Here is a 26,237-nt window from a genome sequence, read left to right as displayed (position 1 = left end):
TGTCCGCGACAGCGAATTAGCTCAACTAACGAATTCAATCATTAATATCTTTTTAGACGTCTAGATGTTTACATGCCTATAAAACATAGGTAAGTTAGTTATATTCATCATCAGCGAGCAAGATTGAAGGGATTTCATGATTGAGATTAAGCATCTGAAAACATTAGCCACATTGCGGGACACTGGCTCTTTGACTGCCACTGCAACAACGCTACACCTGACTCAGTCAGCCCTGTCTCATCAAATAAAAGATCTAGAAGCTCGTATTGGTGGTCAGCTTTTTCTGCGTAAGACTCGTCCTGTGAGATTTACCTCTGAAGGCGAAATCCTTCTTAGCTTGGCAGATGAAGTGCTACCACGCATTGCCAGAGCGGAAAATGAATTAGCCAGTTTGAAAGAGGACGTTAACGGACGTTTGCATATGGCTATCGAATGCCACTCCTGTTTTCAGTGGCTAATGCCTGCGCTAAGAGAATATCAAGTGGCTTGGCCAAGTGTGACTCTGGATTTCTCATCTGGATTTGGTTTTGAGCCTCTACCAGCGCTGATGAATGGCGAGTTGGACTTGGTGATCACCTCTGATATTCAACCAAGATCAGAAGTCCATTATGAGCCTCTCTTTGATTTTGAAATGCGCTTAGTTACCGCAACCACCCACCCACTGGCATCAAAAACCTCTATTGAGCCGGAAGATTTAGCCAATGAGACCATGTTGTCCTACCCAGTTCAAAAGAACCGACTTGACGTGGTGAAACACTTTCTACAGCCCGCAGGCATTGAGCCCGCCAAATGGAAACAAGCAGACAACACGCTGATGCTAGTACAAATGGTGTCTGCCGGTTTAGGAGTAGCCGCTTTACCTAACTGGGCAATAAGCGAGTTCTCCCGTCAAGGCTTGATTAGCAGTCTCTCTTTTGGCGATGGGTTGTGGCGACGTCTGTTCGCTGCAACACGAAATTCAGACAAAGACAAACGCTACCTTCAAGCCTTTTTTAATACTGCCAGACAACAATCAAAAAGCCATTTAGAAGGGATAAAAACGGTATAAAAAAGGAGGCATCAGCCTCCTGTTTCATTTTATCTATCGTAAGATTTAAACTGATTGGTGAGCGGATCATATTGATAACCCAATATATCCAATTTCCCCACCACTGTTTCGACATCCATTTCATACATGGTCACGAGTTCTTCAAAGCTATCGCACTCGAGTCTCAGCTTTTCATTAACAATGCCAAGTAAAATCGCACTGTCTAACCGACCTACATGAGTCATATCCATAACCACACTCCTGTGTTGACCATCTATATCAAGCGTAGCGTCAAATCTTCAAATTAACAGTGAGCGATTTCTCTTCTAAAGAACAAACAAGCCTTGATTGAACGTCATTGCCGAGATAAGAGTTAATAATGCAATCGCCAACTGAGCCTTATGTACCGTCTTTGACATAATGATATGCCAGCACCAGATAAGAACTGAAGTAATGAGCAGTGCAAACCCAATCAATAGTGGCTGAGTAGCTTGAGCAAGAATGGCTTCATCTAGGCCAAAGGCTTTAAGCAAAATCGCTAAACTCATCAGCATTGCTGAGAGCACACCAGTCACCGGCAGAATACGGTGAAAAGCTTGTAAACGCGTTCTCGCTACGGTGAGGAGCAAGTGAGCAAACAGCGCACCTAAAAGTATGATTTGAATAAACACACTCAGGCTAGCCGCAAGATCGGATTGCTCTCCAATACCAATCGCAACATAGGCAAGTGCCAAACCATTAGCAAGGTACATAACCCACATTGGCCCTTGTACTCGCGTTTTTTTGGTTTGAACTTGAGAGTAGAAGTATGCAATGGCAAACACAATCATCATGGCTTCAATTTTCAATGAAGCAACAGCCAGCCACATAATTGCGAGCACAGGAAGGACCTTATGAATACGGCCTCTCTGACCTGGGCAGATATCACCCTTGACCAAAATGAGCGTCAAAATGAATTGAGCACCTAAAAGCATAGGAGCAAACACTGCTAACAATTGCTGAACCATGATGTCTGATATCGCTGTAATTTCTGATGGGTGCGGATAATAACAGACTTGCTAAGGCCAATTCCACCAGCGATTCATACTTGCTCGTTAGCAAAATGGTTGAGTAGATCCTGATTCGTGACCACACCTAAATACTGACCGGTTTCATTGATAACCAGCCAAGGCGGCTTGATACCACTTTTAATCAGTTCAGGCATTTCAGACATTTTGATCAGGTATGAAGCCCGGTGGATATCACGCCTCATCACTTGGTTAAGCTTTCTTTTCAAAGCAACCACATCTTTGGGGGTTTCTAGCTTTGTCCCAAGAGTATTCGAAAGATGATGGTTCAATTCTTCTCGACCAATGACACCAACACAAATAGTGCCATCAACAATGGGGATGACCTCAAGATTGTATTGCTGAGAAGTAAATAAGCGCCTCGCATCCTCTAAAGTATCTTTAGGTTCTAAGGTTGGTATATGAGTTTGTGTGATACTAAGAATGCCAACCTGCCTCATACTGGAAGCCCGAGTGAGGAAATCTTCCAGTTTCTCACAATAGTTCCAAGCACTTTCAAGCTGATCAAGAGGTAGCGGTTTAGAGAAGAAGTAACCTTGAATATAATCCACTCCAACACCACAAATGACTTCCAGTTCTTGTCGGGTTTCGACCCCTTCTGCCACAACTTTGACATTCAACGTGTGCGCCAATTCAGTAATCATCTTGACGATATGATACTTGTGAGTCCCGACTCTTAAACCCGAGACAAAGTCCCTATCAATCTTTAATAGATCAAAATTACAATCGCTAAGATAACTAAAAGAGCTATAACCCGTCCCAAAGTCATCAATGGCGACGCTGACTCCTCTTCTCCGTATATTTCTAATTAGAGAGGATTGCTCTGACTCGCTATCAAAGTAAGCACTTTCCGTTAACTCAATCGTCACTAGTTCAGGGGTTTTAGCGTACTGGTGCACCAAAGCATCAGCGCTCTGAAGCACTTCATCGACCTCCAACTTGGTATTAAGTGAGCGGTTGATGGTCATCCCTAATTTTTCGCCGTACCGTTCTTGGATCACGGATAAATCTTCAAGCGCTTTCCTTCCCACACACCAATCCAAATCCGATACCAGATCTAAGTCTTCCGCAACCGTCACCATTTCTTGCGTATTGAGCATTGTCCCATTGGGTGCTTTAAAGCGGCTTAACGCTTCAAACTTGACAATATCCCATGTTTTAACATCAACGATGGGTTGATAGTAAACTTCAACAGCATTCGATTTAATCAGCTTAACCGCCCACTCTTCTAGTTCCTTACGACGCAGGACCTCGCGGTGGATCGCACCATGGTAAAAAGTGATAAGGCCTCGAGCATCACTTTGTTGCTCAAGCATGGCTTGCACGGCATGCGGCACCAACAGTTTGGGGTTATGCGCATCATGACCCAGTACTGAGACCCCAACTTTGCCGTGAACTATGGCTAAGTGTACCTCTTTGCCTGCCTTTTGGTTAAGTGACGCAAAGAAGCGTCGAATGGTTTGATGAATAATCCGAATTTGAGAAGGGCCTGGTCGTTTTTCACATTCTAAGCAGGCGACGAAATGATTATTTCCGATATAGCCGACTTGCTGCGCGTTGCGATTTCTCGCTAAGTGCTCGGATAAGACAGATTTAAGCTCAAAGTCATCCTCACGGTTGAACTTAGGCACAAACGCGACAACCATGCTGATGTGCTCTGCCGCTTCGTCCATCCATCGGCTCGCCACTGCTTGCGTAAACTGCTGCTCAGTGGGAAGCTGAGTCAATAGTTCAATACCTCCATGCTCAACATCCGCAACTCGGTAAAGATTCTTCGATAGGTCCAAGTACCAACCCACATAAAGCATATTTTCGCCGAGCGCTAACTTCTGAACGGTTAGGTCTTGCGGAATCGTATTACCTGATTTGGTTTTAATAAGAATGACACCAGACCAAAAGCCTTTCCGCTTCACCTCTTCCCATAAATTTTGATAATAGTCTTTGCTGTGCTTACCTGAGTCTAGTGTATCTAGGCTCTTCCCCGCCAGATCATGATGCAAATAGCCCGTGTGTTCTTGAAAGTAGCGATTACAGGCAATCACGCTTTTTTCCGAATTGGCGAGCACAACACCATGATGAGGGTTATCAAAAAGCTGCTCAAATAATTGGCTAACCAAATCACTGGTTTTATCAAAACTGATTAGAGGCGTAAGGTGCCCGAGTACTCGACCTTGTTTATCACCGCTAAATGAAAACTCTACGTAGCTGACTTTACCTTGTGCCAGATTCAGGCAACAACAGAATCGCCTTTTCTGAGTGGACTTATGTGCCTCTTCAAAATGATGAACTAACGTAGATTGGTCTTGGTAACTCAAGCAAGAAAGTAGAAAGTTGTTGGTTAAACGAGGCAAATCAGACTGAAACAGTTGTACACATTTATCACGATCTATTGAAAAATGGTGCGACTCTGCTTCCCACTGCCATTCAATAGAATTTAGCTCGCTGTTACTTTTGATGTTCGACGCAATCGAACCATGAGAACGGAGATCTCCTAACATCAAGACTCACCCAAAAGAATTATATTATTCGGTATCACTTATAAACTTAGGTGAACTTAGCGTTATTGATAGCATTATTTTTTAATTATCTTACCCAATAAATACTGCATAACTCTTTCATGTTCGACGATACCTTTGAATCGTGATTCATCATCAACCAGCACCCAGGGCAGCGGTGATCTTGCCATTAAGTCTTCCAATTCCATTAATGGTGTATGCCAAGACAGTAGTGATTCCGGTGTAGACATTATACGGTGAGCAGACTTATGCCACATCGTGTGCTCTTTACTGGTCTCATGATCTGTTCCCATATTCGGCGTCAAATGCAAATTCATTGCAGCTCTGCTAATAATGCCCACGCAATGATGTGATTCAATAACAGGCAAAACATTGATCGTTTCCGTTTTAAAATAAGTGTAAATAAGGGACAGAGGTTCGCCCGGGTCAAGATGTGGTAACTGAGGTGTTATCAACTCTAATAACGTACCGGTTTTAGCATTTGACATACTTTGAGTTGACGGTAAAACACAGTAATGACTCACCGATCGTAGATCTTTTATTGGCAATGGCTTCGAGAAGAAATAACCCTGAATGCAATCGACGCCTAAATTACGTAATGTTGTATACTCACTTTCGGTTTCAACACCTTCAGCCACCACTTTTAGCCTGAGTTTTTGGGCTAACTGAATGATGGTATTCACGACATGATATTGCCGACTGCCAAAGCAAATATCTTGAACAAAGCTTCGATCAATTTTCAGTACATCAAAATAGTTTCGATTAAGATAATCGAAAGACGCGCACCCAGTACCAAAATCGTCAACCGCGATGGAGACGCCTGCTTTTCGAATCGCTGCCAGTAACTGCTCTTGATAACTGTCGCCACCAAAATACGCACTTTCGGTGAACTCAATCGTCAGCATGTTTGGTTTAATGCCGCTTTCATCGATGAGCTGGGCACAGTGACGAAGGATTTCGACAATGTCTTGTTTAGAATTGAATGAACGATTAACAGACAGCCCAATGTCCTCGCCAAACAATTGCTGCAGTTCCGGCAATGCCGACATAGCTTTTCGATTGACAACATCATCCAATCGGACAATTAGATCAAGATCTTCAACGACATTGATCAACTCCTGCGTTGAGGCGCTGGCAGTGTCACTTTCAGGAAAGCGACATAAGGCCTCAAATTTATCAATTCTTCCTTTTTTGATATTCACAATCGGTTGGTAAAAAACATCTATTGTCTCTTCCAATATGGCTTGTTCAACCCAGCTTTCCAGCCGTTTCTTACGCTCCACTTGTTCGTGAAGTTCGCGGTCATAAAACCTCACTCTTTTATTTTCGCCTGAGTGCAACTCCAGCAAAGCTTGCAATGCGTGCGAGAGTAATCCCTTGGGCGATTTCGCATCAGAATGCAACACAGAGACACCGGTGAGACCAAATCTAAGTGCTTGTGCAACGGGCGCTTGAGCATGCTTAAAACTGTGGAAAAAAGCTTTAATTAACTTTCGGATAGAGCGGATACTCTCACTCCCCTGCTTCATACTCGCTTTTAGCGTAACGGCAAACCGGCTATCACCAACATAACTAGCAGACGAGACTAGCGAATTTTCAGCAATATAACTGGCAAATTGACGCTTGACTTCCTGCTCATTCTCCAAAGGAAATTGTGGTTGTAATGCCAACATGATCAACAAATCTTCACATTGGCTGTCAGCGTAGTCTTGCTCGAGCTGCTCTAAAAAGCGTTCACGCGATGGTAGTTGCGTCAGTAAATCTACACCGCCAGTTTCTCTGCCATCAATCCGCTGAAGCTGATTCGATAAGTCTGCACACAACCCCAGTAAATACGACTCGCCGTTCCCGGGTTCAATCTTGTGAATTGTCAGTTCTTGAGGCAGTACAGAATCATCAGCCTTTCTTGTCAGCATAGGACCACTCCAATGCCCACGTTGTTCTATGCTTTGCCAAAGCTCACGGTAATAATCATCACTGAGTTTCCCTGCATTCAAAATATTCGTTTTTAGACCAAGGATATCCTCAAGCCTATGGCCCGTTATACGCTCGAAATGACGATTGCAAGCTAGAATTCGAGTCTCTGAGTCCGTTACGACCACACCATGATGCCTATTCTCAAACACAGAATAGAAAATATCGGCTGCCACCATCCGTGATGAAATGACCAAACAAGGTGCAACAACCCCTTTCAGTAAAAACTCACTTTCAGCTTTGATAATGAACTCTACATAAGTAAAGAGGCTATTGGGCGTCAGTAAGCAACAGGGAAAGGAATGGGCTTTGTTGGAGGTTAATGCGGTTTTAAACATGGTGCGAGCCATACGGCGTTGAGCGGTAGGCAATAGCTTAAGTAGTTCCTTAGCCGAAATGGTGAGTTTGTCACAACCGAATAATTGCTTCATCGCTTCTGGCTCACAGCTAAATTCCTGAGTCACAAGGTCCAACTGCCAAGAGTACGTTTTGTACTTTCGCTGACGAGTAGGCGCGACCATCTCCTTCACAGCGGTACCAGAATCAACCTCATACATAAGCGCCCACCTCAAGTTTAGTGCTCATCACTACTCTATAATACTAGTCCCATATGGCACTGTAATCTGTTATATAGCCAACACATCTAATAACAATGTGATGCATAACTAACCGAGAGGCACTTAAACATGCAAAACCTAGGGATATGTTGAGGTAGATACTCCGCTCGCAAGCCGCTATAATTCGCGCTCCCTGGAACAGAGAACAAAATATGTACAGCAATATCACCCTTATTCATGAGCACAAAAAATACTGGGCAGAATGCTTCGGTAATGCCCCTTTCCTACCGACAAGTCGCAAGGAAATGGATGCCCTAGGATGGGACAGCTGTGACATTATTATCGTAACTGGCGATGCTTACGTTGATCACCCCAGCTTTGGGATGGCGATCATTGGCCGCTTGCTAGAAGCCCAGGGATTTCGAGTCGGCATTATTGCGCAGCCTGAATGGCACAATAAAGATGCCTTTACTCAACTGGGTAGGCCAAACCTGTTCTTTGGTATTACTGCAGGCAACATGGACTCAATGATCAACCGATACACCGCTGATCGTAAACTACGCCATGACGATGCTTATACCCCTAATAATGAAGGGGGAAAACGTCCAGACCGTGCAACGCTGGTTTATTCTCAGCGTTGTAGAGAAGCCTACAAAGGGGTGCCGATTGTTCTCGGAGGAATCGAAGCCAGTTTGCGCCGTTTGGCCCACTACGATTATTGGTCAGACAAAGTTCGCCGCTCTATTCTGTTTGATGCCAAAGCGGATATATTGCTGTTTGGTAATGCTGAACGTGCTTTGGTTGAGGTCGCACATCGACTGGCTGACGGCGAAGATATTGGTAATATGACCAACATTCGCGGCACGGTAGTGAGCCTCCCAGCAGCGCCAGAAGGCTACAAGATCATTGACTCTTCACGCATTGAGAAGCCACGTAAAGAGGCCTTCATACCGCCCAATCCATATGCCGTCGAAGAACAATGTGACACTAAAGCAAAAGCAGAAGAACAAACAGCGAAGCCAATCACTATTCGTCCATCACGTCATGATGCAGCAACCACGGCAGTGCGCATTCCACACTTTGAAAAGCTGAATAATGACCGAATTCTCTATGCTCACGCCAGCCGTATTATGCACCTTGAAACCAACCCTTACTCGGGGCGTGCATTGATTCAGCGTCATGGTGATCGTGAACTTTGGGTTAACCAAGCTCCGATTCCTCTTTCAACGGAAGAAATGGATTACGTTTTCGGCCTGCCTTACGCCCGTGTACCGCACCCGAAATATGGTAAAGCAAAGATTCCGGCCTACGACATGATCAAAACCTCCGTGAACATCATGCGTGGCTGTTTTGGTGGCTGTTCTTTCTGTTCTATTACTGAGCACGAAGGTCGTATAATCCAAAACCGTTCTCAAGAGTCGATCATTAACGAGCTTGAAGAGATCCGAGACAAAGTACCAGGCTTCACTGGCACCATTTCCGATCTTGGTGGTCCAACTGCAAACATGTATCGACTCGGCTGTAGCGATCCGAAAGCTGAAGCAAACTGTCGCCGTCCATCGTGTGTTTTCCCTGGGATCTGTAACAAGCTGAATACCGACCACAAGCACACTATCGATCTGTATCGCGCAGCACGTAAAGTGGATGGTGTAAAAAAAGTAATGATAGCTTCTGGCGTTCGTTACGATTTGGCCATCGAATCACCAGAATACGTTAAAGAACTGGTTACACACCATGTTGGTGGTTACTTGAAGATAGCGCCTGAGCACACAGAAAAAGGCCCGCTTGATCTGATGATGAAGCCGGGCATGGGCACTTACGATCGTTTCAAAGAAATGTTCGAAAAGTACAGTGCTGAAGCAGGTAAGAAGCAGTACCTGATCCCTTATTTTATCTCTGCACATCCGGGTACCGAAGATGAAGATATGCTGAACTTGGCTCTGTGGCTGAAGAAAAACGACTTCGAGTGCGATCAAGTACAAAACTTCTACCCATCACCTATGTGTAATGCCACCTCTATGTATTACTCAGAAACGAACCCGCTTAAGCGAGTGAAATACAAACAGCGTGAGGAAGTCCCAGTTGCGAAGGGTGAGCGTCAACGCCGATTACATAAAGCACTACTGCGCTACCATGATCCCGCCAACTGGCCTTTGATCCGCGAGGCATTGATCAGCATGGGCAAAAAGCACTTAATTGGTGACAAGCAGAGCTGTCTAGTCCCAGCAGAAGACAATGAAGCCCTGACTCCCGCACAGCGAAGAAAATCTGGTCGTCATGGCTCGAATCGATTCGCAACCAAACACACCAAGAGCCAGCCAGGTTTTGAAAAGATGAACGGCTCTGGTAACAAAAAGCCAAACAATAGCCGCAACTCAGGCAACGGTGGTAAACCAACAGGTGGTCGCAACGGAAAATCGGCTGGTCAAGGAAATAGCAGGCCAGTAGCGGGCGGGAAACCTTCGGCAGGTCGCAAACCTAAACGTCGATAAGCAAACCACTTTAACACATTTCAAAATCGCAGCTTAGGCTGCGATTTTTTATGACAACCAATCAACATCATGCCGATAATTATCACCGAATTTGTCAATTATTTTTGCACCTTAAGTCATAAGCTCCATACTTAGTTCATTGGAATCCAACTCCCGATGGAGAGATATAGATGAATGTTCGTCTGTCCCATGCCCTCTACATGGGCTTTTCAATTATCATCATTACTACCCTAATATTAGCTTTCGTCGTCTGGTCTCTAGTTAATAAATCCGCCACTATTTCAGAAGATATAGAATCAGATGATGTTCCCGGTGTACTTGCGTATTTCAACGTCTTGGATGAGATAGGTGATCTTCAAACCAACGCTCTGGAATATCTTAATGGAGATGCTGGTCAGCGTAACGCATTTGAAGTGAATGCCAGCGAGTTTCAGCAGCACTACTCTCGACTCCGTTCTCTAGAATCAGCGAAAGCGTCTGACGTCAAAAAAATGGACCGTATCATAGGACTGGCTAACCAATACATAGATCAAGTGAAGCAAGGTGTTTTCACCAAATACAACCCCGCCGACGAGCAACAAGCCATTCAAAAAATAAACCAATTAACCAAAAATGTAGGGGCTCCACTGGAGGATTTACTCAATCAATTGGCTGAAAAACGCTTTACCGAAGCCTACAGTAGTACCGATCTTAACCGCTCTCTCAATCAAGATTTGCCGAGTATTCGCTATTACCTTGAGCTCGTTGACGAAGCAGGCGATATGATTGCAACTCTCAATGCTTATATCATGGGTGATCCGACTGCTCGTGAGACATTTAATGATGATGCTGGCTCCTTCGCTGGCTATCTTGATAAGCTTCGCCCTCTGGAACCAGACCAACAAGCTTCAAGCCAAATCGACGATGTCGAACAATATTACTACGACATTATTCGTACCGCTCAGGAAGTATTTGAAGGCTATAATCCATCTGGAAAAATGTCTGCAAATCAATTGGTAAGGGAACTAAAACAATCTATTATCCTACCACTCGAAAAAGTACTTAACACCTCAGCCACCGAAGAAACCAGTGACTCTATACAAGCTCTCGCAGAACTGAATGGCAACATGTCGACAATTATCTTCTGGCTAACCGTCAATGTCATTGTGGTATTAGTCGTCGGCATTGTTGTCGCTTGGGGGCTTTCAAATATCATACGTCAGAGACTGGATGTGATTGCCGCCAAAGCGAAATCTATTGCCGATGGCGATTTGTCAGAGCCACCCATCAACGAAACCAACAAGGATGAACTGGGCGAACTCGCTCGTGCTATTGATGCTATGCAACAATCTCTCAGACGTGTGCTTTCCAACATCACCAATGTCGCCTCCGAAGTGGCCAGCAACACTCAGATGGTAGATGACACAAGCAAACAGGTTGCTTCAGGTATTAAAGAGCAAGCAGACAAAGCGACATTAATCGCCAGTGCCGTTGAAGAAATGACGGTGACAGTTAATCAAGTTGCCGATCAAAGTAGCGATGCGGCTGAAAGTTCTAAGCAAGCGGGAGAAGAAGCCACCAGTGGCGGAAAACTAATGCAAGAAACCGTTCACGGTATGAACCGTATTTCGGAAGTCGTGAATGAAACTGCGGAGACGATCGATAGTCTAGGCAAGCGAGGAGAAGAGATTGGCAATGTGATCCAAGTGATCAACGACATTGCTGAACAAACCAATTTGCTGGCACTAAACGCTGCGATAGAGGCAGCTCGTGCAGGTGAGTTAGGCCGGGGGTTCGCCGTCGTCGCTGATGAGGTCCGAGGGCTCGCGGAAAGAACCTCGAAAGCAACCGAAGAAGTAGGTGGTTTGATTTCTTCCATTCAGAATGAGACCCGCCAGGCAGTCTCTAGAATGAGTGAAGGCACTCAACTGGTCGCTGAGGGAGTCACTTTATCGAACTCTGCGGGTGATGCTCTGACACAAATTGTTTCGAGAGCCCAAGATGTCAATCAAATGATCGATATGATTGCCACAGCAGGTAATGAACAAGCCACCGCTGCGCAAGAGATATCACGTGATATCAACGCCATTAGCCAAATTGCAGGTAATTCCGTTCGGACGACTCAAGATGGTGAGCAGGCCGTTAGTCAGCTGTATAGAAAAGTCGAAGAACTAGAGCAAGTCGTGGCGAGATTCCGGCTTTAAGCCATAAAAAAGGCTTAGCCATTGTGGCTAAGCCTTTGTCAGTTTATGAGTTAAGCGTTCTCTGCTTCAAACTCTTTCATAAACTCAACCAGCGCTTTAACCCCTTCAACGGGCATCGCGTTATAAATCGAAGCACGCATACCTCCCACAGCACGGTGGCCTTTCAACGAAACAAGGCCTTTTTCCGCGGCCTGCTCTAAGAACACGCTGTCTAATTCTGGTTTTGCTAACTGAAAAGGTACATTCATTCGGGAGCGGTTCTGAGCATGGACATCGTTTTTATAAAAATCCGAACTATCAATGTAATTATACAAGATCGCGGCTTTCTCACGGTTAACCTGCTCCATCGCTGCAACACCACCCTGTTCTTTCAGCCATTTGAACACCAAGCCTGACAGATACCATGCGAAAGTTGGGGGCGTATTAAACATTGAATCTTTTTCAGCTAAAATTTTATAACTGATAAAACTCGGTAAAAGATCGTGGGCAAGATCGAGTAAGTCATCGCGAACTATGGCAATACAAATCCCTGCCGGACCAATGTTCTTTTGCGCACCGGCATAAATAACACCATATTGAGAAACATCTATTTCTCGTGACAATATGTTAGATGACATATCCGCAACGATAGGTTTGTCGGTCTTTGGCAAATCAGAGATTTCAATACCATCGATCGTCTCGTTTGGACAAAAGTGCACATAAGCTGATTGAGGGTCAATTTGCCATTCAATAGGGTCTGTAACCGTTAGTTTGCCATCTTTTGTCGTTTTGGCATTAAAAACATCAACTTCGCAGTATTTCTCTGCTTCTTTGATCGCACTTTCCGCCCAGTAACCTGCATTGATATACGTCGCTTTCTTAGCACTCCCTAAAAGGTTCAGAGGAACCGCTGAAAACTGAGCACGAGCCCCACCTTGACAGAATAAGACTTTATAGTTGTCAGGGACATTCAGTAGGTCGCGTAGATCTTGCTCTGCTTCTTCTGCTACCTTAATGAATTCTTTACTTCTATGACTAATTTCCATCACAGAGGTGCCAAGTCCATTCCATTCAACGAATTCAGCTTGTGCTTTTTCCATTACAGCTCTAGGTAGACCAGCAGGCCCAGCACTAAAGTTATAAACATTGTCCATTTCGAGGTTCCTTGCTCATACTTCAATAAGAAATTAACAGGATTAATAGCATGTTTTTCCACGTATAAAAAGCAAGAAAAGGAGCCTTTCAGGCCTTTGTTTAAGTAGAAGTGCAGAAAATTGAGTATCCCACCATGATGAAATTCGATGTTATCACTCATTGAGGAGGGTGATCGCAGCCCACTTAGGCTTTGATGTAGTCCAATAATTCATCTTTCAATTCACGCAGTACACCTGGCTTGGGCTGTGTATGAGACAGAGTACGGATCCCATAAATACCCATAACTAAAAATTGAGCCAATTGGGTCGCTGACTTATGCAGGCTAGCTTCTCCTGCTTGCTGTGCTAAAGCAATTTTATCTTCAATCGACTGATGCCAATCTTGTAGCATCATACTGATTAAACGCTCTACTTCATCATCTTGCTGTGCCATTTCGCTGAGTGATTTCTGCAGTAAACAGTCTTTGATCTCCTCTGTTTCACACTCTTCAAGCACCCAATTTAAGTACATCTCAAAACCAGCCATAACACTGGTCTGAGATTCAAAAAGAGTTTGAAAGTCTCGTTTTTTATCATCACGGTATTGCTCTAGAGCTGCGATTAGCAAGCCTCGTTTATTTTCAAAAGCACAGTAGATCGACCCGGGGTGCAACCCGGTTACGGCTTTTAGATCTTGCATACTGGTTTTAGCGTAACCCTTGGTCACAAATGCATCCATAGCAGAACGTAGGACGTCTTTTCGATCAAATTCAGCGCTGCGCATCGGCTCTCTTATCTCAATCATCAATATGTGGTGATTCTACTTTATTTTGAACAATCATTCAAAAAGTAGTTGAACGAAGGTTCAAATTAGAATAACTTGAATGGGCATTCAAGAAATCATACAAGGGAACATCATGAACAACCTATTTGAGCCAATAGCACTGAACGACACTATTACGCTAAACAATCGAATTGTGATGGCTCCACTGACCCGCTGCATGGCAGACAATCACTTAGTACCAACTCAACAAATGGTAGATTATTATGCCCGTCGTGCAGACACTGGACTTATTATCAGCGAAGCAACCATCATTCGCCCAGATGGGCAAGGCTACCCTAACACCCCGGGTATCTACAGTCAGAAACAAATAGCAGGATGGCGAAAAGTGACAGATGCTGTTCATGCCAAAGGAGGAAAAATATTTGTTCAGCTGTGGCACACCGGTCGCGTTGCTCACCCACACTTTTTCAATGGTGAATTCGTTTTAGCGCCCTCTGCCATAGGCGTTGAAGGAAGTGTACCGCGCATGCGTGAGCTGACATACACCATTCCTAAACCAGCCTCTCGCGAAGAAATTGAAGAGTTGGTTGAAGATTACCGCCAAGCGGCCATCAATGCATTAGAGGCGGGCTTTGATGGCGTTGAAATCCATGGTGCAAATGGCTATCTAATCGATCAATTTCTTCATTATTCAAGCAACACTCGTGACGATGAGTTTGGCGGTTCGGCAGAAAATATGGCACGTTTCCCCCTACAAGTCGTAGACGCTGTCGTTGATGCCATTGGTAAAAATAGAACCGCACTGCGGATCTCTCCTGGCGCTTACTTCAACATGGAAGCCGACAATCGTGATCGATTGGTGTTTGATTACTTACTTCAAGCACTAGAAAGTCGAGACTTGAGCTACCTTCACGTTGGCATTTTTGATGACAGTATGACATTTGATTATTTAGGCGGCACAGTATCTGAGTATATGCGCTCTCATTATAGTAAGACGTTAATGGGGGTTGGTGGCTTTACACCAGAGACAGGTAGTGCTGCCCTTGAAGCTGGGAAATTCGATTTACTGGCAATCGGTCGGCCATTGATCGCAAACCCAGATTATGTAGAGAAAGTAAAATCCGGCTCTGATCTAACTGACTACTCTGAAGAAATGTTGGCGCAACTAGTTTGAGCCCATGACTAGAGATCGGCAGCTTTCGCTGCTGATTTTGATTATGTACGCCATAATCAAAAAAGCCCTGACCTTACGGTCAGGGCTTTCTTAACTTGGAGCGACACACGAGGTTCGAACTCGTGACCTCAACCTTGGCAAGGTTGCGCTCTACCAACTGAGCTAGTGTCGCATAAATGCGTTAGATGGTGCCCCGGGCCGGACTTGAACCGGCACAGCGCGAACGCCGAGGGATTTTAAATCCCTTGTGTCTACCAATTCCACCACCAGGGCACACAAATCTAATTTGTGATGGAGACACCATCTTGGATATCGCTACATTCTCAGCGCTATCCTGAAATTTGGAGCGACACACGAGGTTCGAACTCGTGACCTCAACCTTGGCAAGGTTGCGCTCTACCAACTGAGCTAGTGTCGCAAATGGAGGCGCGTCCCGGAGTCGAACCGAGGTCCACGGATTTGCAATCCGCTGCATAGCCACTCTGCCAACGCGCCTTCGTAACTCCAATTGGTCGCTTTTCTGCGTTCCTCTTGGGTACGGGATGCATTCTACGGATTCGAACTAATGAGTCAACACTATTTTTAATTTTTTGAATCGTTTGTCTAATTAACAGTCAAAAGCAGCTAATTTGATTAATTTACTGCCAAAATTCTTTTGATTTTGACTAAGTTAGCTTAAACAAAGTAAATTGCAGGCATAAAAAAACGGGCAACCGCCCGCTTCTTTAGTGATGTTCTTCATTAAGTAGATCGTCTTTCGCAGCCATAAGATACTGCGCCATCGACCAATAGGTAAGCACTGTTGCTATATACAAAGCCACATACCCCAGCCAAACCATCCAATCATCATAACGCCAGATAAGTACCCACAAAGCAAACATCTGGCTAAGCGTCTTCACTTTACCGACCCAAGATACAGCCACACTCGCGCGTTTACCGATCTCTGCCATCCATTCTCGTAACGCGGAAATAATGATCTCGCGAGCGATCATAGTTACAGCAGGGATCGTCACCCAAATAGAGTGATAATGTTCAGTGATAAGAATAAGAGCCGTCGCCACGAGAACTTTATCCGCAACAGGGTCGATAAAAGCGCCGAAACGGGAAGTTTGACCCAACTTTCGAGCTAACATTCCGTCTAGCCAGTCTGTAAAGCCTGCCACCCAGAACACCATCGCAGCAGCAAACGGAGCCCAGCCATAAGGTAAATAGAAAACTACGACAAATACAGGGATAAGGAAAAGTCGTAGTAAAGATAAAATGTTAGGGATATTTAAACGCATATTTATTGAGGCTCTTATCGTTTGCGTATTGCTCTGTTTACTGCTGAAAAACAGGGCTCTTATGGTGCGGGATTTTTCCTATTGTTTCAATGCTTGATAAATGTTTTCTGCCAAAGAAACACTAATCCCAGGAACTTTGGCGATTTCTTCAACGCTCGCACGCTGCAGTTCCTGTAAACCTCCCATGTATTTGAGCAAGGCTTGACGACGCTTAGGCCCTATCCCTTCAATACCTTCGAGTGCACTGGTTCGCCGAGTTTTACCGCGCTTAGCCCTGTGCCCAGCAATCGCATGGTTGTGGCTTTCATCACGGATATGTTGCATTAAGTGCAAGGCAGGCGCATCACTGGGTAGATTGAATTCTTCACCATCTGAGCTAATTAAAGTTTCCAGCCCCGGCTTACGGGTCACACCTTTTGCAATGCCAATCAAGCGTGGTCGCTTAGGCCAATCTCCCCAATATTGAGAGATAATTTCAAGCGCTCGGTTAAGCTGCCCTTTGCCACCATCAATAAACACAATGTCAGGAATTTTCTCGACATCCAATTGCTTCGAGTAGCGCCGCTCTAAAGCTTGCCCCATCGCAGCATAATCGTCACCACCTGTGATTCCAGTGATATTGTAGCGGCGGTATTCTTGTTTGACAGGGCCTTCATGATTGAACACTACACATGAAGCGATAGTGCTTTCCCCCATCGTATGCGAAATATCAAAACATTCCATCCGTGAGATGTTATCCATCCCCAACACTTCTCGTAGCTCTTTAAAGCGTTGCGAGATGGTCATTTTGTGATTGATCTTAGTCGTAATTGCTGTCAGCGCGTTGGTATTCGACAATTTAAGATAGCGACCTCGAGTGCCCGTCGGGTTTACGTGGAAGTGAACTTTTCTCCCTGCAATGTCCCCTAATGCATCTTGCAGTGATTGTAACTCCGTCATCAACCCAGAGTTAAGGATAATTCGTGTAGGAATGGTTCGAGCTTCGTTGTGACTCAGGTAATACTGACTCAAAAAACTATAGAAAACCTCTTCCTGAGTAGTGTCATTAGGAATTTTAGGAAAGTGACTTCGACTGCCTAAGATCTTACCTTGACGGATCATAAGGATATGAATACAGGCGATACCATTTTCTTGAGCAAAACCCAGTACATCCATATCGTCTTGAGAGTCTTCAGATACAAATTGCTGTTCCTGAATGCGACGTATGGCTTGGATTTGGTCTCTAAATTTCGCCGCCTCTTCAAACTTAAGGCTACGACTGGCAAGCTCCATTTTCTCAACCAGGGTCGTCAATACTTGCTGATCTTTGCCTTGCAGGAATAAACGCACAAACCCAACTAACTCAGCGTAATCTTGATCAGAAATAATGCTGCTAACACAAGGGCCTGCACATCGGCCAATCTGGTACATCAAACATGGGCGTGTCCGATTACTGTACACCGTATCTTCACACTGTCTAACAGGAAAGATTTTCTGAATAAGATGTAGCGTTTCTCTTACTGCTCCAGAATCAGGGTAAGGCCCAAAATACTCACCTTTCCGCTTTTTAGCCCCACGGTGCATCGATAATCTAGGGTGCTTATGTCCGCTGACAAAGATGTAAGGATATGATTTATCATCACGCAGTAACACGTTGTACTTAGGCAAGTACTGCTTAATGTAATTATGTTCTAGGATCAGCGCTTCTGTTTCACTGTGCGTGACCGTGACATCAATCTTGTTAATATTACTGACTAATGCACGTGTTTTTTCACTATCTACCTTCTTGCGAAAGTAGCTAGAAAGACGCTTTTTGAGATCTTTGGCTTTACCAACATAGATCACTACAGCCTCAGCGTTATACATTCTGTAAACGCCGGGCTGATTGGTCACTGTTTTAAGAAAGGAAGCCGAGTCAAATGTGGCATTCACTACAATGTCTCGGTATCTAACATTCCATGACGGATAGCAAGGTGGGTCAGCTCGACATCACCGCTTATGTCCAGCTTGTTGAACAGGCGGTAACGGTAGCTGTTGACGGTTTTCGGACTCAGGTTTAGCTGCTCTGAAATATCCGTCACTTTCTGCCCTTTGGTGATCATCATCATGATCTGTAACTCACGCTCAGACAGATCGGCAAAAGGGTTTTCCGATGCTGGAGAGAATTGGCTAAGCGCCATCTGCTGAGCAATTTCAGGTGAGATATAACGTTGGCCGCTATTAACGACACGAATGGCGTTGACCATTTCATCTGGTCCCGCCCCTTTAGTCAGGTAGCCAGCGGCACCTGCTTGCATCACTTTAGTTGGAAACGGATTTTCCGTATGAACAGTTAAAACAATGATTTTCACATCAGGATTGAAACGCAGTATTTTTTTGGTTGCCTCTAAGCCACCAATACCCGGCATATTCATATCCATCAAAATGACATCGGCATGGTTGCCTCGACACCATTTTGCTGCATCTTCACCGCTTTCAGCTTCCCCTGCTACGTTCATTCCACGGACGTCTTCAATAATACGTCGTATCCCTGTGCGAACCAGCTCGTGATCATCTACAAGGAAAACACTTATCAAACTTGTATCTCCACACTTCTTGATTGGCTCTGTATCTACTCTGAAGCAGATGACAGCATAGCAGCCTATTTTAACTCAAATTTCGTTTTTTGCTTACTCTGAATATGTGCCCAAACGCAAACTTTAGCAAGTACTTATTTTCACATCTGCCGCTTAGTACACTAATGGCATTACAATCAATAATTTAAGCCATACACTGCGGTTATGATTCAGAAATCTGCATATAGCCACACAACACAAGGCTTACCATTGAAAATGAATCTAATTTCACTTATTAATACATAGTGCATACATACAATTGCACAAAATAAATACACTTTAAATGATATCTTATAAGGATATATTATGAAAAAGCTTCTAGCAGTGGCAGCCCTAGCAACAACTCTTCCAATGTCTAACTTTGCACTGGCTGATAACGATGTAGGTTGTGGTTTGGGTACTATGGTATTTGACGGTCAATCAGGTAAGGTTTCTAAAATTCTAGCGGCGACAACGAACGGCACTTCTGGTAACCAAACTTTTGGTATCACTTTCGGTACTTTAGGTTGTGACGGTACTGGCACTATTTCTTCATCTGAAAAACTAGCCATGTTTATTGATGGAAATATGGATAACCTAGCACGTGACATCGCTAAAGGCGAAGGCGAAACTCTTGCAACTCTTTCTGAAGTTTGGGGTATCAATGAAGCGGACAAAGCAACATTCAATACTCTAGCTCAAGAAAACTTTGCCCAAGTTTTCAAATCTGAAAATGTCACTTCTCAAGAAGTATTTGTAAACCTAAACAATGTTGTTGCCGATAACGCACAACTAGCAGGTTACGCTATTTAAGTTATACCCCCTAAAAGGTGCCTTCCTAGGCACCTTTTTAACATCACTCTCAAGCCTTCCTATTATTCGTTGTGTCTTGACGCAGAAAGTAAGAAACTCAACCAAACCGTAAGACTGTGTATTAGATGAAGTCACCTGTGCTGAAAACCTCTTTGTTGTGCGGCTTAAGCTTAAGCCTTTTATTACCTTCGACGTTAATGGCTAGTGAGTTCGATGTCGATCAGCTTTCAAAGCACTCCTATTGGCTCAAACTCGGCCACTATTTGCCGACGTTTCTATCTGGCTACGAAAGTACTGTTGATAAAAGTGAGTTTTTTCTTGCGAAAGAGGGAAAATACTCCCCTAAAGCAGAACTGGAAGCAACTATCAGTCGGCTGTACTCCGAAGACAAACAACTCGCTGTAGAGACTCAATGCCAATACCCTGCGCGTTATCACTGGTTGGAGCAACAACAAGGCCGCCAGGCAAAACTCAATTGTCCAGAGCTAGAAACTTGGAGCCAAGTGATTGACCCTGCTGGCCTTACGCTGGTTTTTCCCACAGCGTTTATGAATAACCCTTCTTCTATGTTTGGACACACTCTGCTGCGTGTCGATTCCAAAGACCAAACGAGACACAAAGAATTAGTCGCGTTTGCCATTAATTTTGCTGCGGAACCAGAAACCGACGACAACCCCGCCTTATTTGCGCTCAAAGGGTTGTTCGGTAGCTACCCCGGTCGTTATACCGTGATGCCATACTATCGAAAAGTTCGAGAATATAATGACATCGAATCTAGAGATATCTGGGAATACAAACTCAACCTCACTGAAGAGGAAGTCAATCGCGTTTTGCTCCACTTATGGGAAATGCAGCGGGCAGAGTTTGATTACTATTTCCTAGATGAAAACTGCTCTTACCAGCTTCTTTCACTATTGGATGTCGCCCGAGACGACTTACGATTAATTGAAGGCTTTCCAATCCAAGCAATCCCATCAGACACTGTGTATGCCTTGGCTGAAAATGGATTGTTGGCAGAACCTCATTACCGAGAAGCGTTTGGAACCCGATTATTACACCAAGCTAATGAAGCCAACGAGGAGATCTTCGAGGCGGCGCAAAGAGCCATACAAGGTGAATACCCAAGTGAAAGCGAGTTCTCAGATCAAGAGCGAGCAGCAATCCTAGAACTCGCTTACGAATGGCTTAACTTCCAACTATACGATTCTGGTTTAGAGCGCGATCCGACAGCCAAAAGGCTAACCAAGCTACTTTATCTGCGTAGTAGAATAAAAGTAGAGTCTCCATTTACTCCTGTTCCGCAACCTGAAGTCCCACCGGAAAAAGGACATGCATCCGCTCGAATCGGATTGAGCTACCAATACTGGGATGAACACAATAATCAAGCCACTATTGAATGGAGAGCAGCGTATCACGATTTGCTTGATTCTCAGGACGGCTTTATACCCGGAGCCCAAATCAACTTCCTAGATACGCAAGTGAGTGTCGACCAGCAAGGCACTTCTCGACTCGATAGATTTTATTTTATCGACACAATGGCGCTCGCACCCAGCAATAGGGTGTTCAATAGTTGGGCTTGGAATATTCGTACGGGCTTTGATAGGCAGCCTATGTCCGATGAATTGGCTGGAAGATGGTTTGGTCAAGGTGGATTTGGTAAAGCTTGGGGCTCTTCGGATAAACTCCACGTATACTCGCTCTTATCAGGTGCGGTAAGTGGCGGCACTCTGACTCAATATGATGCGATCCCGGGGCTAGGTTTAGAGATGGGCGCCATTTACCAAGCAGGCCGTCACCACAGAATCGGATTACAAACTCAATACATGGCGCTAATCGACTCTCAGGATGACAGTCATGTTGAGATTGATGCCAGCTGGAACTGGAGCTTTAACCGTAATTTTGCCGTGCGGACACAATTGAGTTACCAAAGTTGGCAGTCTGAGAATATTGGTGCAAAGGTGTCAGGCTTTATCTATTATTAAGAGCACGCCTGCTTATGCTAAGCTAGTGAAACCAAGCTTCATCCGTTGCTTGGTTTTCTTTTAGAGCAGTTTCATGGCAGTCCAACACGGTTTTCTCCTTACTCGACAAGCCAGAGATATTTCTGGTAAAACGCAAATTGATTTGTGGCTCTCGACTGATAGCGGCCCGACTAGGCTTGTGATCATAGGTGAAAAACCTGTTTTCTTTATTCCTCAAGCGGATATAGCTACAAGTCTCTCCTTGATGAAGCAATTATCCGTTGATGCCGAAGTAAAGCCTCTCTCTCTTGAAAGCTTCGATGGCACCAAGCTGGCTGCTTGTTACTGTTCAACGATTAAAGACTCACAACTACTGAGTCAAAAGCTCAAGCACCAAGAAATCCTCGTCCTAGAGGATGATATACGCCTGGCGGATCGCTATCTCATGGAACGCTTTGTTCAAGGCAGCGTTGAGTTTACTGGTCAGCCACAAAAGAGAAACGGTTATACTCAAGTTGCCAATGTGAAATGCCGCCAAGGTAGTTATACCCCTCAGTTAAAGGTCGTTTCACTTGACATCGAATGCTCAGAAAAGGGGCTTCTCTACTCTATCGGTTTAGATAGTCCAATGGACAGCCGTGTCATCATGATTGGAGAACCACAAGAGGCAGAAACGGAGATCGAGTGGGTCAAAGATGAAAAGCAATTACTCCTCTCATTGATCTCGTGGTTTAGGCAATTTGACCCCGATGTCGTCGTAGGTTGGAATGTCATAGATTTTGACTTTCGACTCCTACATAAAAGAGCTGAATGGCACAAAGTTCGATTAACCATTGGGCGAGCCAACCAAGCGAGCTTTTTCCGTACCTCAAATAGCACACAGCAAGCCTTTATTTCTATCCCAGGACGTGTGGTGATGGACGGCATTGATACTCTGAAAACGGCAACCTACCATTTTCGCAGTTGGTCATTGGAGTCAGTGTCACAGGAGCTGCTCGGCGAAGGGAAGCAAATTCACAACGTCCATGACCAAATGGCAGAAATCAACCATATGTTCAAAAAGGACAAACCGTCACTGGCCAAGTACAACCTGCAAGATTGTGTTTTAGTTAACAAGATTTTTGCCCACACTCACCTACTCGAATTTGCTATTGAGCGCTCCAAGCTCACTGGTGTTGAGTTAGATCGTGTCGGTGGCTCAGTCGCTGCATTCACCAATCTCTATTTGCCACAAATTCACCGTGCCGGCTACATTGCTCCTAATCTCCAACCTGAGAACTGGTTGGCAAGCCCTGGGGGATACGTAATGGATTCGATTCCCAATCTTTATGACTCGGTACTTGTGCTGGATTTTAAGAGCCTTTATCCATCGATTATCCGTTCATTTCTCATCGATCCCATGGGCTTAATAGAAGGCCTTAAATTGGAAGTAGGTAAAGGTGAAAATCAGGCTGTAGCAGGATTTCGCGGGGGTCAGTTTCATCGTCACAAACATTTTCTGCCTGAGATGATCGAACACTTATGGGCTGCCCGTGATGTTGCTAAGAAAAACAATGAAAAAGCCTTCTCACAAGCGATTAAAATCATCATGAACTCCTTCTATGGCGTATTGGGCTCTTCCGGTTGCCGCTTCTTTGATACTCGCCTAGCATCAAGCATCACCATGCGTGGGCATGAAATCATGAAGCAAACCAAGAAACTGATTGAGGAGAAAGGCTATCAGGTGATCTATGGGGATACTGACTCAACCTTTGTATCACTAAACGGAAAATTCTCGCAAAGCGAAGCCGATGAGGTTGGGCACCAGCTTGTTGAGCACATTAACGCTTGGTGGACTGCTCACCTAAAAAACGAATACAACCTCACTTCTATCTTAGAGCTAGAATATGAGACTCATTATAAAAAATTTTTGATGCCAACCATTCGCGGCCAAGAGACTGGATCTAAAAAGCGTTATGCAGGCCTAATAGGTGAAGGTAGAGAAGAGAAAATTGTCTTTAAGGGTCTGGAAAGTGCGCGTACCGATTGGACACCGCTCGCTCAACGCTTCCAACAAGACTTGTACAGTCTAGTTTTTCACGGTGAAGACCCTTCCAGTTACATTCGAGGTTTTGTTGAGAAGACCATGGCAGGTCAGTTTGATGAAGAATTGGTTTATCAAAAGCGCTTACGTCGAAAACTATACGAATACCAGAAAAATGTGCCTCCACAAGTACGTGCCGCTCGATTAGCCGACGAAATTAATGCTCAGTTAGGCCGCCCTTTGCAATACCAAAATAAAGGGCGAATAGAATACTTGATCACGATCTCTGGTCCAGAACCCAAAGAGTACCTTAAGAGTACTATCGATTATCAACATTACATTGATAAACAACTCAAACCCGTAGCCGAAGCTATCCTACCTTTTATTGGCATCGACTTTGCGACACTCAGCGAACCGCAGCTAGGTTTATTCTGATCCAGCCGAGCTCTTACCCTATCTTAAATTCGGTTTTTTTGTACTGCTTCGCCAACCACTCACCGAAGCCATCAAGAATACCTATGACAGAGCGCTTTGCGATCACGCGGCCAGTGAGCAAAATCCCCAAGCGCTCTATCTCGACCTTTTTTTCTGGATAATAGCGCAGAAAGTTCTGACCACACTCGACAGGATCGTCAAACCAATTCTTGTCTTTGTACATAACCAATGAATAACTCGCACGTAGCAGCTTCTTAGCAATAATTTTCTGAGCTTTGGACTGCTCTTCTGGCGTTGCAGAGCGCGCAATACGATTGCGATAAACGGCAACCCAATCTTCCACATCCATGTTCCAATGTTTAGCAATTTCCCAGCTCGGCTCATAGTCGCCAAAACATTCAGATAAGTCTTCACCATAAATACAAACAGAACAGTGGCGTAGCTGGAAACCCCAAGAAAAAATACTCTCTAAACTTGCTACTTCTTTCGCGAGTGTATTTTTTAAAGAGACCTCAGTGATGAAAGGGTAAGACTTCTGAAATCGCCACTTTATCGAGTTGAAGAGCGTTGTTCTGATATCACTAAAGCTCTCATGCGTAACGACTAGGACATCAAGATTCGAACGATGTGGCTTCGCTCGTTTGCGAGCCACGCTTCCATAGATATATACGCTGTGTAAATTATCGCCTAATCCTCCTCTTAGAAAAGCAATAAGATCATTGATGGCAGGTTGGTACCTTTCTTGAAAAGGTTGCTTAGGATCGATAACGGAAAGAAGCATTAAATTGATAGCAATAATTGTTAGACTTTCGATATCTTAATGTTCGCCTACACGCTGACACGAATCAAGATATTCCTTACCCTAAACTCTATGTATATAATACGACAATTCCATTCCACACTAAGGAAACACTTTTATGCCAAGGGCAAGTGAGCTTAAAAAAGGTTTTGCGATTGAATCTAATGGTAAAACTCTCCTGATCAAAGATATCGAAGTTACCACACCAGGTGGACGTGGCGGCGCAAAAATCTACAAACTGCGTTGTACTGACCTTTCCACTGGCGCACGAGTTGACGAACGTTTTAAATCGGACGACGTGGTTGAGACCGTGGACATGTTTAAACGTGCTGTGGCTTTCTCGTACGTCGATGGCGACGAATACATCTTCATGGATAACGAAGACTACACGCAGTACACTTTCAAGAAAGAAGAGATCGAAGAAGAGCTCATGTTCGTTACTGAAGAAATTCAGGGGCTACACGTTATTGTGGTCGATGGCAACGCTGTTGGTCTAGAGCTTCCTGCTTCCGTAGAGCTTGTTATTGAGGAAACCGATCCATCAATCAAAGGCGCATCAGCCTCTGCCCGCACAAAACCTGCACGTTTTGCAACAGGCCTTACGGTTCAAGTACCGGAGTACATAGCAACAGGTGATCGCATTGTGATCAACACAACTGAACGCAAATACATGAGTCGAGCCTAATTATGTCTGAACTTATCTCTTATGACGACGCCATTGAGACGGCTTACGACATCTTCCTAGAGATGGCTGCGGATAATCTAGAAGCGGCAGATGTGATCATATTCACCGCTCAGTTTGATGACCGTGGTGCAGCTGAACTGGTTGAAACTGGCGACGATTGGGTGGGCCACGTAGGCTTTGAAGTCAACAAAGAAACCTACGCTGAAGTACGTATAGGCCTAGTCAATGAAGAGAATGATGTGTTAGATGAAGTGTTTGCTCGTTTGTTAGTGAGCCGAGATCCAGAACACAAATTCTGCCACATTCTATGGAAAAGAGATTAAGAACAAAAATACCCAAGCTGTGATAGCTTGGGTATTTTTTTAGAAATAGCTAGAGGACGAATTATAGATTAATCCGTCTTCTAGAATTCTGTAGGTTTCAACTGACAAGCATCATGCGTGTTAGTCTTCTACCTTGGCATTTTCTACACGGGCTTTTAGTTTTTGCCCCGGGCGGAAGGTGACAACGCGACGAGCACTGATTGGAATGTCTTCACCCGTCTTTGGGTTTCGACCTGGACGTTCATTTTTTTCTCGGAGATCAAAGTTACCAAATCCAGACAGTTTTACCTGTTCGCCACTCTCTAGTGCCTTACGAATTTCTTCGAAAAACGCCTCAACCGTTTCCTTGGCATCCCGTTTACTGTATCCGAGCTTCTCAAACAGGTTTTCTGCCAAATCGGCCTTTGTGAGCGCCATAAAACTTTCCTCAAAGCTGTGTTAAACATTGCTACCGAA

At 44.6% G+C, this 26,237-nt stretch carries 20 protein-coding genes and 4 tRNA genes; 9 read left to right on the top strand and 15 right to left on the bottom strand.

Translation table 11 applies throughout. The features are described from left to right. Positions 1-136: 136 nt before the first annotated feature. Positions 137-1,048: an HTH-type transcriptional regulator MetR gene (metR, locus tag L1D23_RS16290; RefSeq protein ID WP_239868317.1), complete on the top strand. Its 912-nt coding sequence runs from the start codon at positions 137-139 to the stop codon at positions 1,046-1,048. Positions 1,049-1,077: 29 nt separating this feature from the next. Here metR and L1D23_RS16285 read toward each other — a convergent pair whose 3' ends face one another. The 4 genes from L1D23_RS16285 to L1D23_RS16270 form a co-directional block, all read right to left on the bottom strand. Next, positions 1,078-1,278, bottom strand: a complete 201-nt coding sequence (locus L1D23_RS16285) for a DUF4250 domain-containing protein (RefSeq protein ID WP_239836651.1) — start codon at positions 1,276-1,278, stop codon at positions 1,078-1,080. A gap of 75 nt (positions 1,279-1,353) precedes the next feature. Next, positions 1,354-2,034: a hypothetical protein gene (locus L1D23_RS16280; RefSeq protein WP_239868314.1), complete on the bottom strand. Its 681-nt coding sequence runs from the start codon at positions 2,032-2,034 to the stop codon at positions 1,354-1,356. Positions 2,035-2,108: 74 nt separating this feature from the next. Further along, positions 2,109-4,592 (bottom strand): EAL domain-containing protein, encoded by a 2,484-nt coding sequence (locus L1D23_RS16275; RefSeq protein WP_239868311.1) that lies wholly within the window; start codon positions 4,590-4,592, stop codon positions 2,109-2,111. Between the two features lie 74 nt (positions 4,593-4,666). Further along, positions 4,667-7,141, bottom strand: coding sequence for an EAL domain-containing protein (locus tag L1D23_RS16270; RefSeq protein ID WP_239868308.1), 2,475 nt, complete (start codon positions 7,139-7,141; stop codon positions 4,667-4,669). Between the two features lie 212 nt (positions 7,142-7,353). Between L1D23_RS16270 and L1D23_RS16265 the strand changes: the two genes are divergently transcribed. Then, the gene (locus L1D23_RS16265) at positions 7,354-9,633 is read left to right on the top strand and encodes a YgiQ family radical SAM protein (protein WP_239868305.1); all 2,280 of its coding nucleotides are present in this window, start codon (positions 7,354-7,356) and stop codon (positions 9,631-9,633) included. A gap of 170 nt (positions 9,634-9,803) precedes the next feature. Continuing rightward, on the top strand, positions 9,804-11,816 hold the full coding sequence (locus tag L1D23_RS16260; RefSeq protein WP_239868302.1) for a methyl-accepting chemotaxis protein: 2,013 nt from the start codon (positions 9,804-9,806) through the stop codon (positions 11,814-11,816). 50 nt (positions 11,817-11,866) lie between these two features. On the opposite strand, the gene serC is transcribed toward L1D23_RS16260, so the two are convergent. Both serC and L1D23_RS16250 read right to left on the bottom strand, forming a co-directional pair. Beyond that, the gene (serC, locus tag L1D23_RS16255) at positions 11,867-12,949 is read right to left on the bottom strand and encodes a 3-phosphoserine/phosphohydroxythreonine transaminase (protein ID WP_239868299.1); all 1,083 of its coding nucleotides are present in this window, start codon (positions 12,947-12,949) and stop codon (positions 11,867-11,869) included. A 184-nt stretch (positions 12,950-13,133) separates the two neighbouring features. Continuing rightward, positions 13,134-13,712 carry a TetR/AcrR family transcriptional regulator gene (locus tag L1D23_RS16250; RefSeq protein ID WP_239868296.1) on the bottom strand — a complete coding sequence of 193 codons (579 nt, stop codon included), beginning with the start codon at positions 13,710-13,712 and terminating at the stop codon, positions 13,134-13,136. Positions 13,713-13,842: 130 nt separating this feature from the next. On the opposite strand from L1D23_RS16250, the gene L1D23_RS16245 reads away from it, so the two are divergent. Next, positions 13,843-14,886, top strand: coding sequence for an alkene reductase (locus tag L1D23_RS16245; RefSeq protein WP_239868569.1), 1,044 nt, complete (start codon positions 13,843-13,845; stop codon positions 14,884-14,886). A gap of 96 nt (positions 14,887-14,982) precedes the next feature. Here the strand turns inward: L1D23_RS16245 and L1D23_RS16240 are convergent. The 7 genes from L1D23_RS16240 to uvrY form a co-directional block, all read right to left on the bottom strand. Further along, positions 14,983-15,058: transfer RNA gene (locus tag L1D23_RS16240), tRNA-Gly, on the bottom strand. 14 nt (positions 15,059-15,072) lie between these two features. Continuing rightward, positions 15,073-15,159: transfer RNA gene (locus L1D23_RS16235), tRNA-Leu, on the bottom strand. Between the two features lie 69 nt (positions 15,160-15,228). Further along, positions 15,229-15,304: transfer RNA gene (locus tag L1D23_RS16230), tRNA-Gly, on the bottom strand. 3 nt (positions 15,305-15,307) lie between these two features. Next, positions 15,308-15,381 (bottom strand) — tRNA-Cys (locus tag L1D23_RS16225). Positions 15,382-15,611: 230 nt separating this feature from the next. Next, positions 15,612-16,169 (bottom strand): CDP-diacylglycerol--glycerol-3-phosphate 3-phosphatidyltransferase, encoded by a 558-nt coding sequence (gene pgsA, locus L1D23_RS16220; RefSeq protein WP_239836659.1) that lies wholly within the window; start codon positions 16,167-16,169, stop codon positions 15,612-15,614. Between the two features lie 78 nt (positions 16,170-16,247). After that, positions 16,248-18,080, bottom strand: coding sequence for an excinuclease ABC subunit UvrC (gene uvrC / locus L1D23_RS16215; protein ID WP_239836660.1), 1,833 nt, complete (start codon positions 18,078-18,080; stop codon positions 16,248-16,250). Beyond that, positions 18,080-18,724, bottom strand: coding sequence for a UvrY/SirA/GacA family response regulator transcription factor (uvrY, locus tag L1D23_RS16210; RefSeq protein ID WP_239836661.1), 645 nt, complete (start codon positions 18,722-18,724; stop codon positions 18,080-18,082). The genes uvrC and uvrY overlap by 1 nt, the downstream gene beginning before the upstream one ends. Before the next feature lie 345 nt (positions 18,725-19,069). On the opposite strand from uvrY, the gene L1D23_RS16205 reads away from it, so the two are divergent. The 3 genes from L1D23_RS16205 to L1D23_RS16195 all read left to right on the top strand — a co-directional run bounded on the left by L1D23_RS16205 (position 19,070) and on the right by L1D23_RS16195 (position 23,974). After that, complete coding sequence (locus L1D23_RS16205) at positions 19,070-19,555, top strand: DUF3015 domain-containing protein (RefSeq protein WP_239836662.1); 486 nt, start codon at positions 19,070-19,072, stop codon at positions 19,553-19,555. Between the two features lie 125 nt (positions 19,556-19,680). Beyond that, positions 19,681-21,537, top strand: coding sequence for a DUF4105 domain-containing protein (locus L1D23_RS16200; protein WP_239868293.1), 1,857 nt, complete (start codon positions 19,681-19,683; stop codon positions 21,535-21,537). A 73-nt stretch (positions 21,538-21,610) separates the two neighbouring features. Then, the gene (locus L1D23_RS16195; protein WP_239868290.1) at positions 21,611-23,974 is read left to right on the top strand and encodes a DNA polymerase II; all 2,364 of its coding nucleotides are present in this window, start codon (positions 21,611-21,613) and stop codon (positions 23,972-23,974) included. 13 nt (positions 23,975-23,987) lie between these two features. Here L1D23_RS16195 and L1D23_RS16190 read toward each other — a convergent pair whose 3' ends face one another. Next, positions 23,988-24,755 carry a nucleotidyltransferase domain-containing protein gene (locus L1D23_RS16190; RefSeq protein ID WP_239868288.1) on the bottom strand — a complete coding sequence of 256 codons (768 nt, stop codon included), beginning with the start codon at positions 24,753-24,755 and terminating at the stop codon, positions 23,988-23,990. A 136-nt stretch (positions 24,756-24,891) separates the two neighbouring features. On the opposite strand from L1D23_RS16190, the gene yeiP reads away from it, so the two are divergent. Together yeiP and L1D23_RS16180 are read left to right on the top strand one after the other, a co-directional pair. Next, on the top strand, positions 24,892-25,458 hold the full coding sequence (gene yeiP, locus L1D23_RS16185) for an elongation factor P-like protein YeiP (protein ID WP_239836666.1): 567 nt from the start codon (positions 24,892-24,894) through the stop codon (positions 25,456-25,458). Positions 25,459-25,460: 2 nt separating this feature from the next. Continuing rightward, positions 25,461-25,781, top strand: a complete 321-nt coding sequence (locus L1D23_RS16180) for an HI1450 family dsDNA-mimic protein (RefSeq protein WP_239868284.1) — start codon at positions 25,461-25,463, stop codon at positions 25,779-25,781. A 120-nt stretch (positions 25,782-25,901) separates the two neighbouring features. Here L1D23_RS16180 and ihfA read toward each other — a convergent pair whose 3' ends face one another. Continuing rightward, positions 25,902-26,198 (bottom strand): integration host factor subunit alpha, encoded by a 297-nt coding sequence (ihfA, locus tag L1D23_RS16175; protein WP_045974367.1) that lies wholly within the window; start codon positions 26,196-26,198, stop codon positions 25,902-25,904. Positions 26,199-26,237 lie beyond the last annotated feature (39 nt).

Source organism: Vibrio sp. Isolate24, assembly GCF_022398215.1.
Classification (GTDB): Bacteria; Pseudomonadota; Gammaproteobacteria; order Enterobacterales; family Vibrionaceae; genus Vibrio; species Vibrio coralliilyticus_A.
This window is presented reverse-complemented; position numbering and strand designations above follow the sequence as displayed.

What these genes read in the sequence shown, in the direction of transcription:
- metR (WP_239868317.1), top strand. Translation starts at nt 137, where the DNA reads ATGATTGAGATTAAGCATCTGAAAACATTAGCCACATTGCGGGACACT.
- L1D23_RS16250 (WP_239868296.1), bottom strand. Translation starts at nt 13,712, where the DNA reads ATGCGCAGCGCTGAATTTGATCGAAAAGACGTCCTACGTTCTGCTATG.
- L1D23_RS16280 (WP_239868314.1), bottom strand. Translation starts at nt 2,034, where the DNA reads ATGGTTCAGCAATTGTTAGCAGTGTTTGCTCCTATGCTTTTAGGTGCT.
- L1D23_RS16205 (WP_239836662.1), top strand. Translation starts at nt 19,070, where the DNA reads ATGAAAAAGCTTCTAGCAGTGGCAGCCCTAGCAACAACTCTTCCAATG.
- L1D23_RS16190 (WP_239868288.1), bottom strand. Translation starts at nt 24,755, where the DNA reads ATGCTTCTTTCCGTTATCGATCCTAAGCAACCTTTTCAAGAAAGGTAC.
- ihfA (WP_045974367.1), bottom strand. Translation starts at nt 26,198, where the DNA reads ATGGCGCTCACAAAGGCCGATTTGGCAGAAAACCTGTTTGAGAAGCTC.
- L1D23_RS16200 (WP_239868293.1), top strand. Translation starts at nt 19,681, where the DNA reads ATGAAGTCACCTGTGCTGAAAACCTCTTTGTTGTGCGGCTTAAGCTTA.
- L1D23_RS16265 (WP_239868305.1), top strand. Translation starts at nt 7,354, where the DNA reads ATGTACAGCAATATCACCCTTATTCATGAGCACAAAAAATACTGGGCA.
- serC (WP_239868299.1), bottom strand. Translation starts at nt 12,949, where the DNA reads ATGGACAATGTTTATAACTTTAGTGCTGGGCCTGCTGGTCTACCTAGA.
- L1D23_RS16195 (WP_239868290.1), top strand. Translation starts at nt 21,611, where the DNA reads ATGGCAGTCCAACACGGTTTTCTCCTTACTCGACAAGCCAGAGATATT.
- L1D23_RS16285 (WP_239836651.1), bottom strand. Translation starts at nt 1,278, where the DNA reads ATGGATATGACTCATGTAGGTCGGTTAGACAGTGCGATTTTACTTGGC.
- L1D23_RS16275 (WP_239868311.1), bottom strand. Translation starts at nt 4,592, where the DNA reads ATGTTAGGAGATCTCCGTTCTCATGGTTCGATTGCGTCGAACATCAAA.
- L1D23_RS16180 (WP_239868284.1), top strand. Translation starts at nt 25,461, where the DNA reads ATGTCTGAACTTATCTCTTATGACGACGCCATTGAGACGGCTTACGAC.
- pgsA (WP_239836659.1), bottom strand. Translation starts at nt 16,169, where the DNA reads ATGCGTTTAAATATCCCTAACATTTTATCTTTACTACGACTTTTCCTT.
- yeiP (WP_239836666.1), top strand. Translation starts at nt 24,892, where the DNA reads ATGCCAAGGGCAAGTGAGCTTAAAAAAGGTTTTGCGATTGAATCTAAT.
- L1D23_RS16260 (WP_239868302.1), top strand. Translation starts at nt 9,804, where the DNA reads ATGAATGTTCGTCTGTCCCATGCCCTCTACATGGGCTTTTCAATTATC.
- L1D23_RS16270 (WP_239868308.1), bottom strand. Translation starts at nt 7,141, where the DNA reads ATGTATGAGGTTGATTCTGGTACCGCTGTGAAGGAGATGGTCGCGCCT.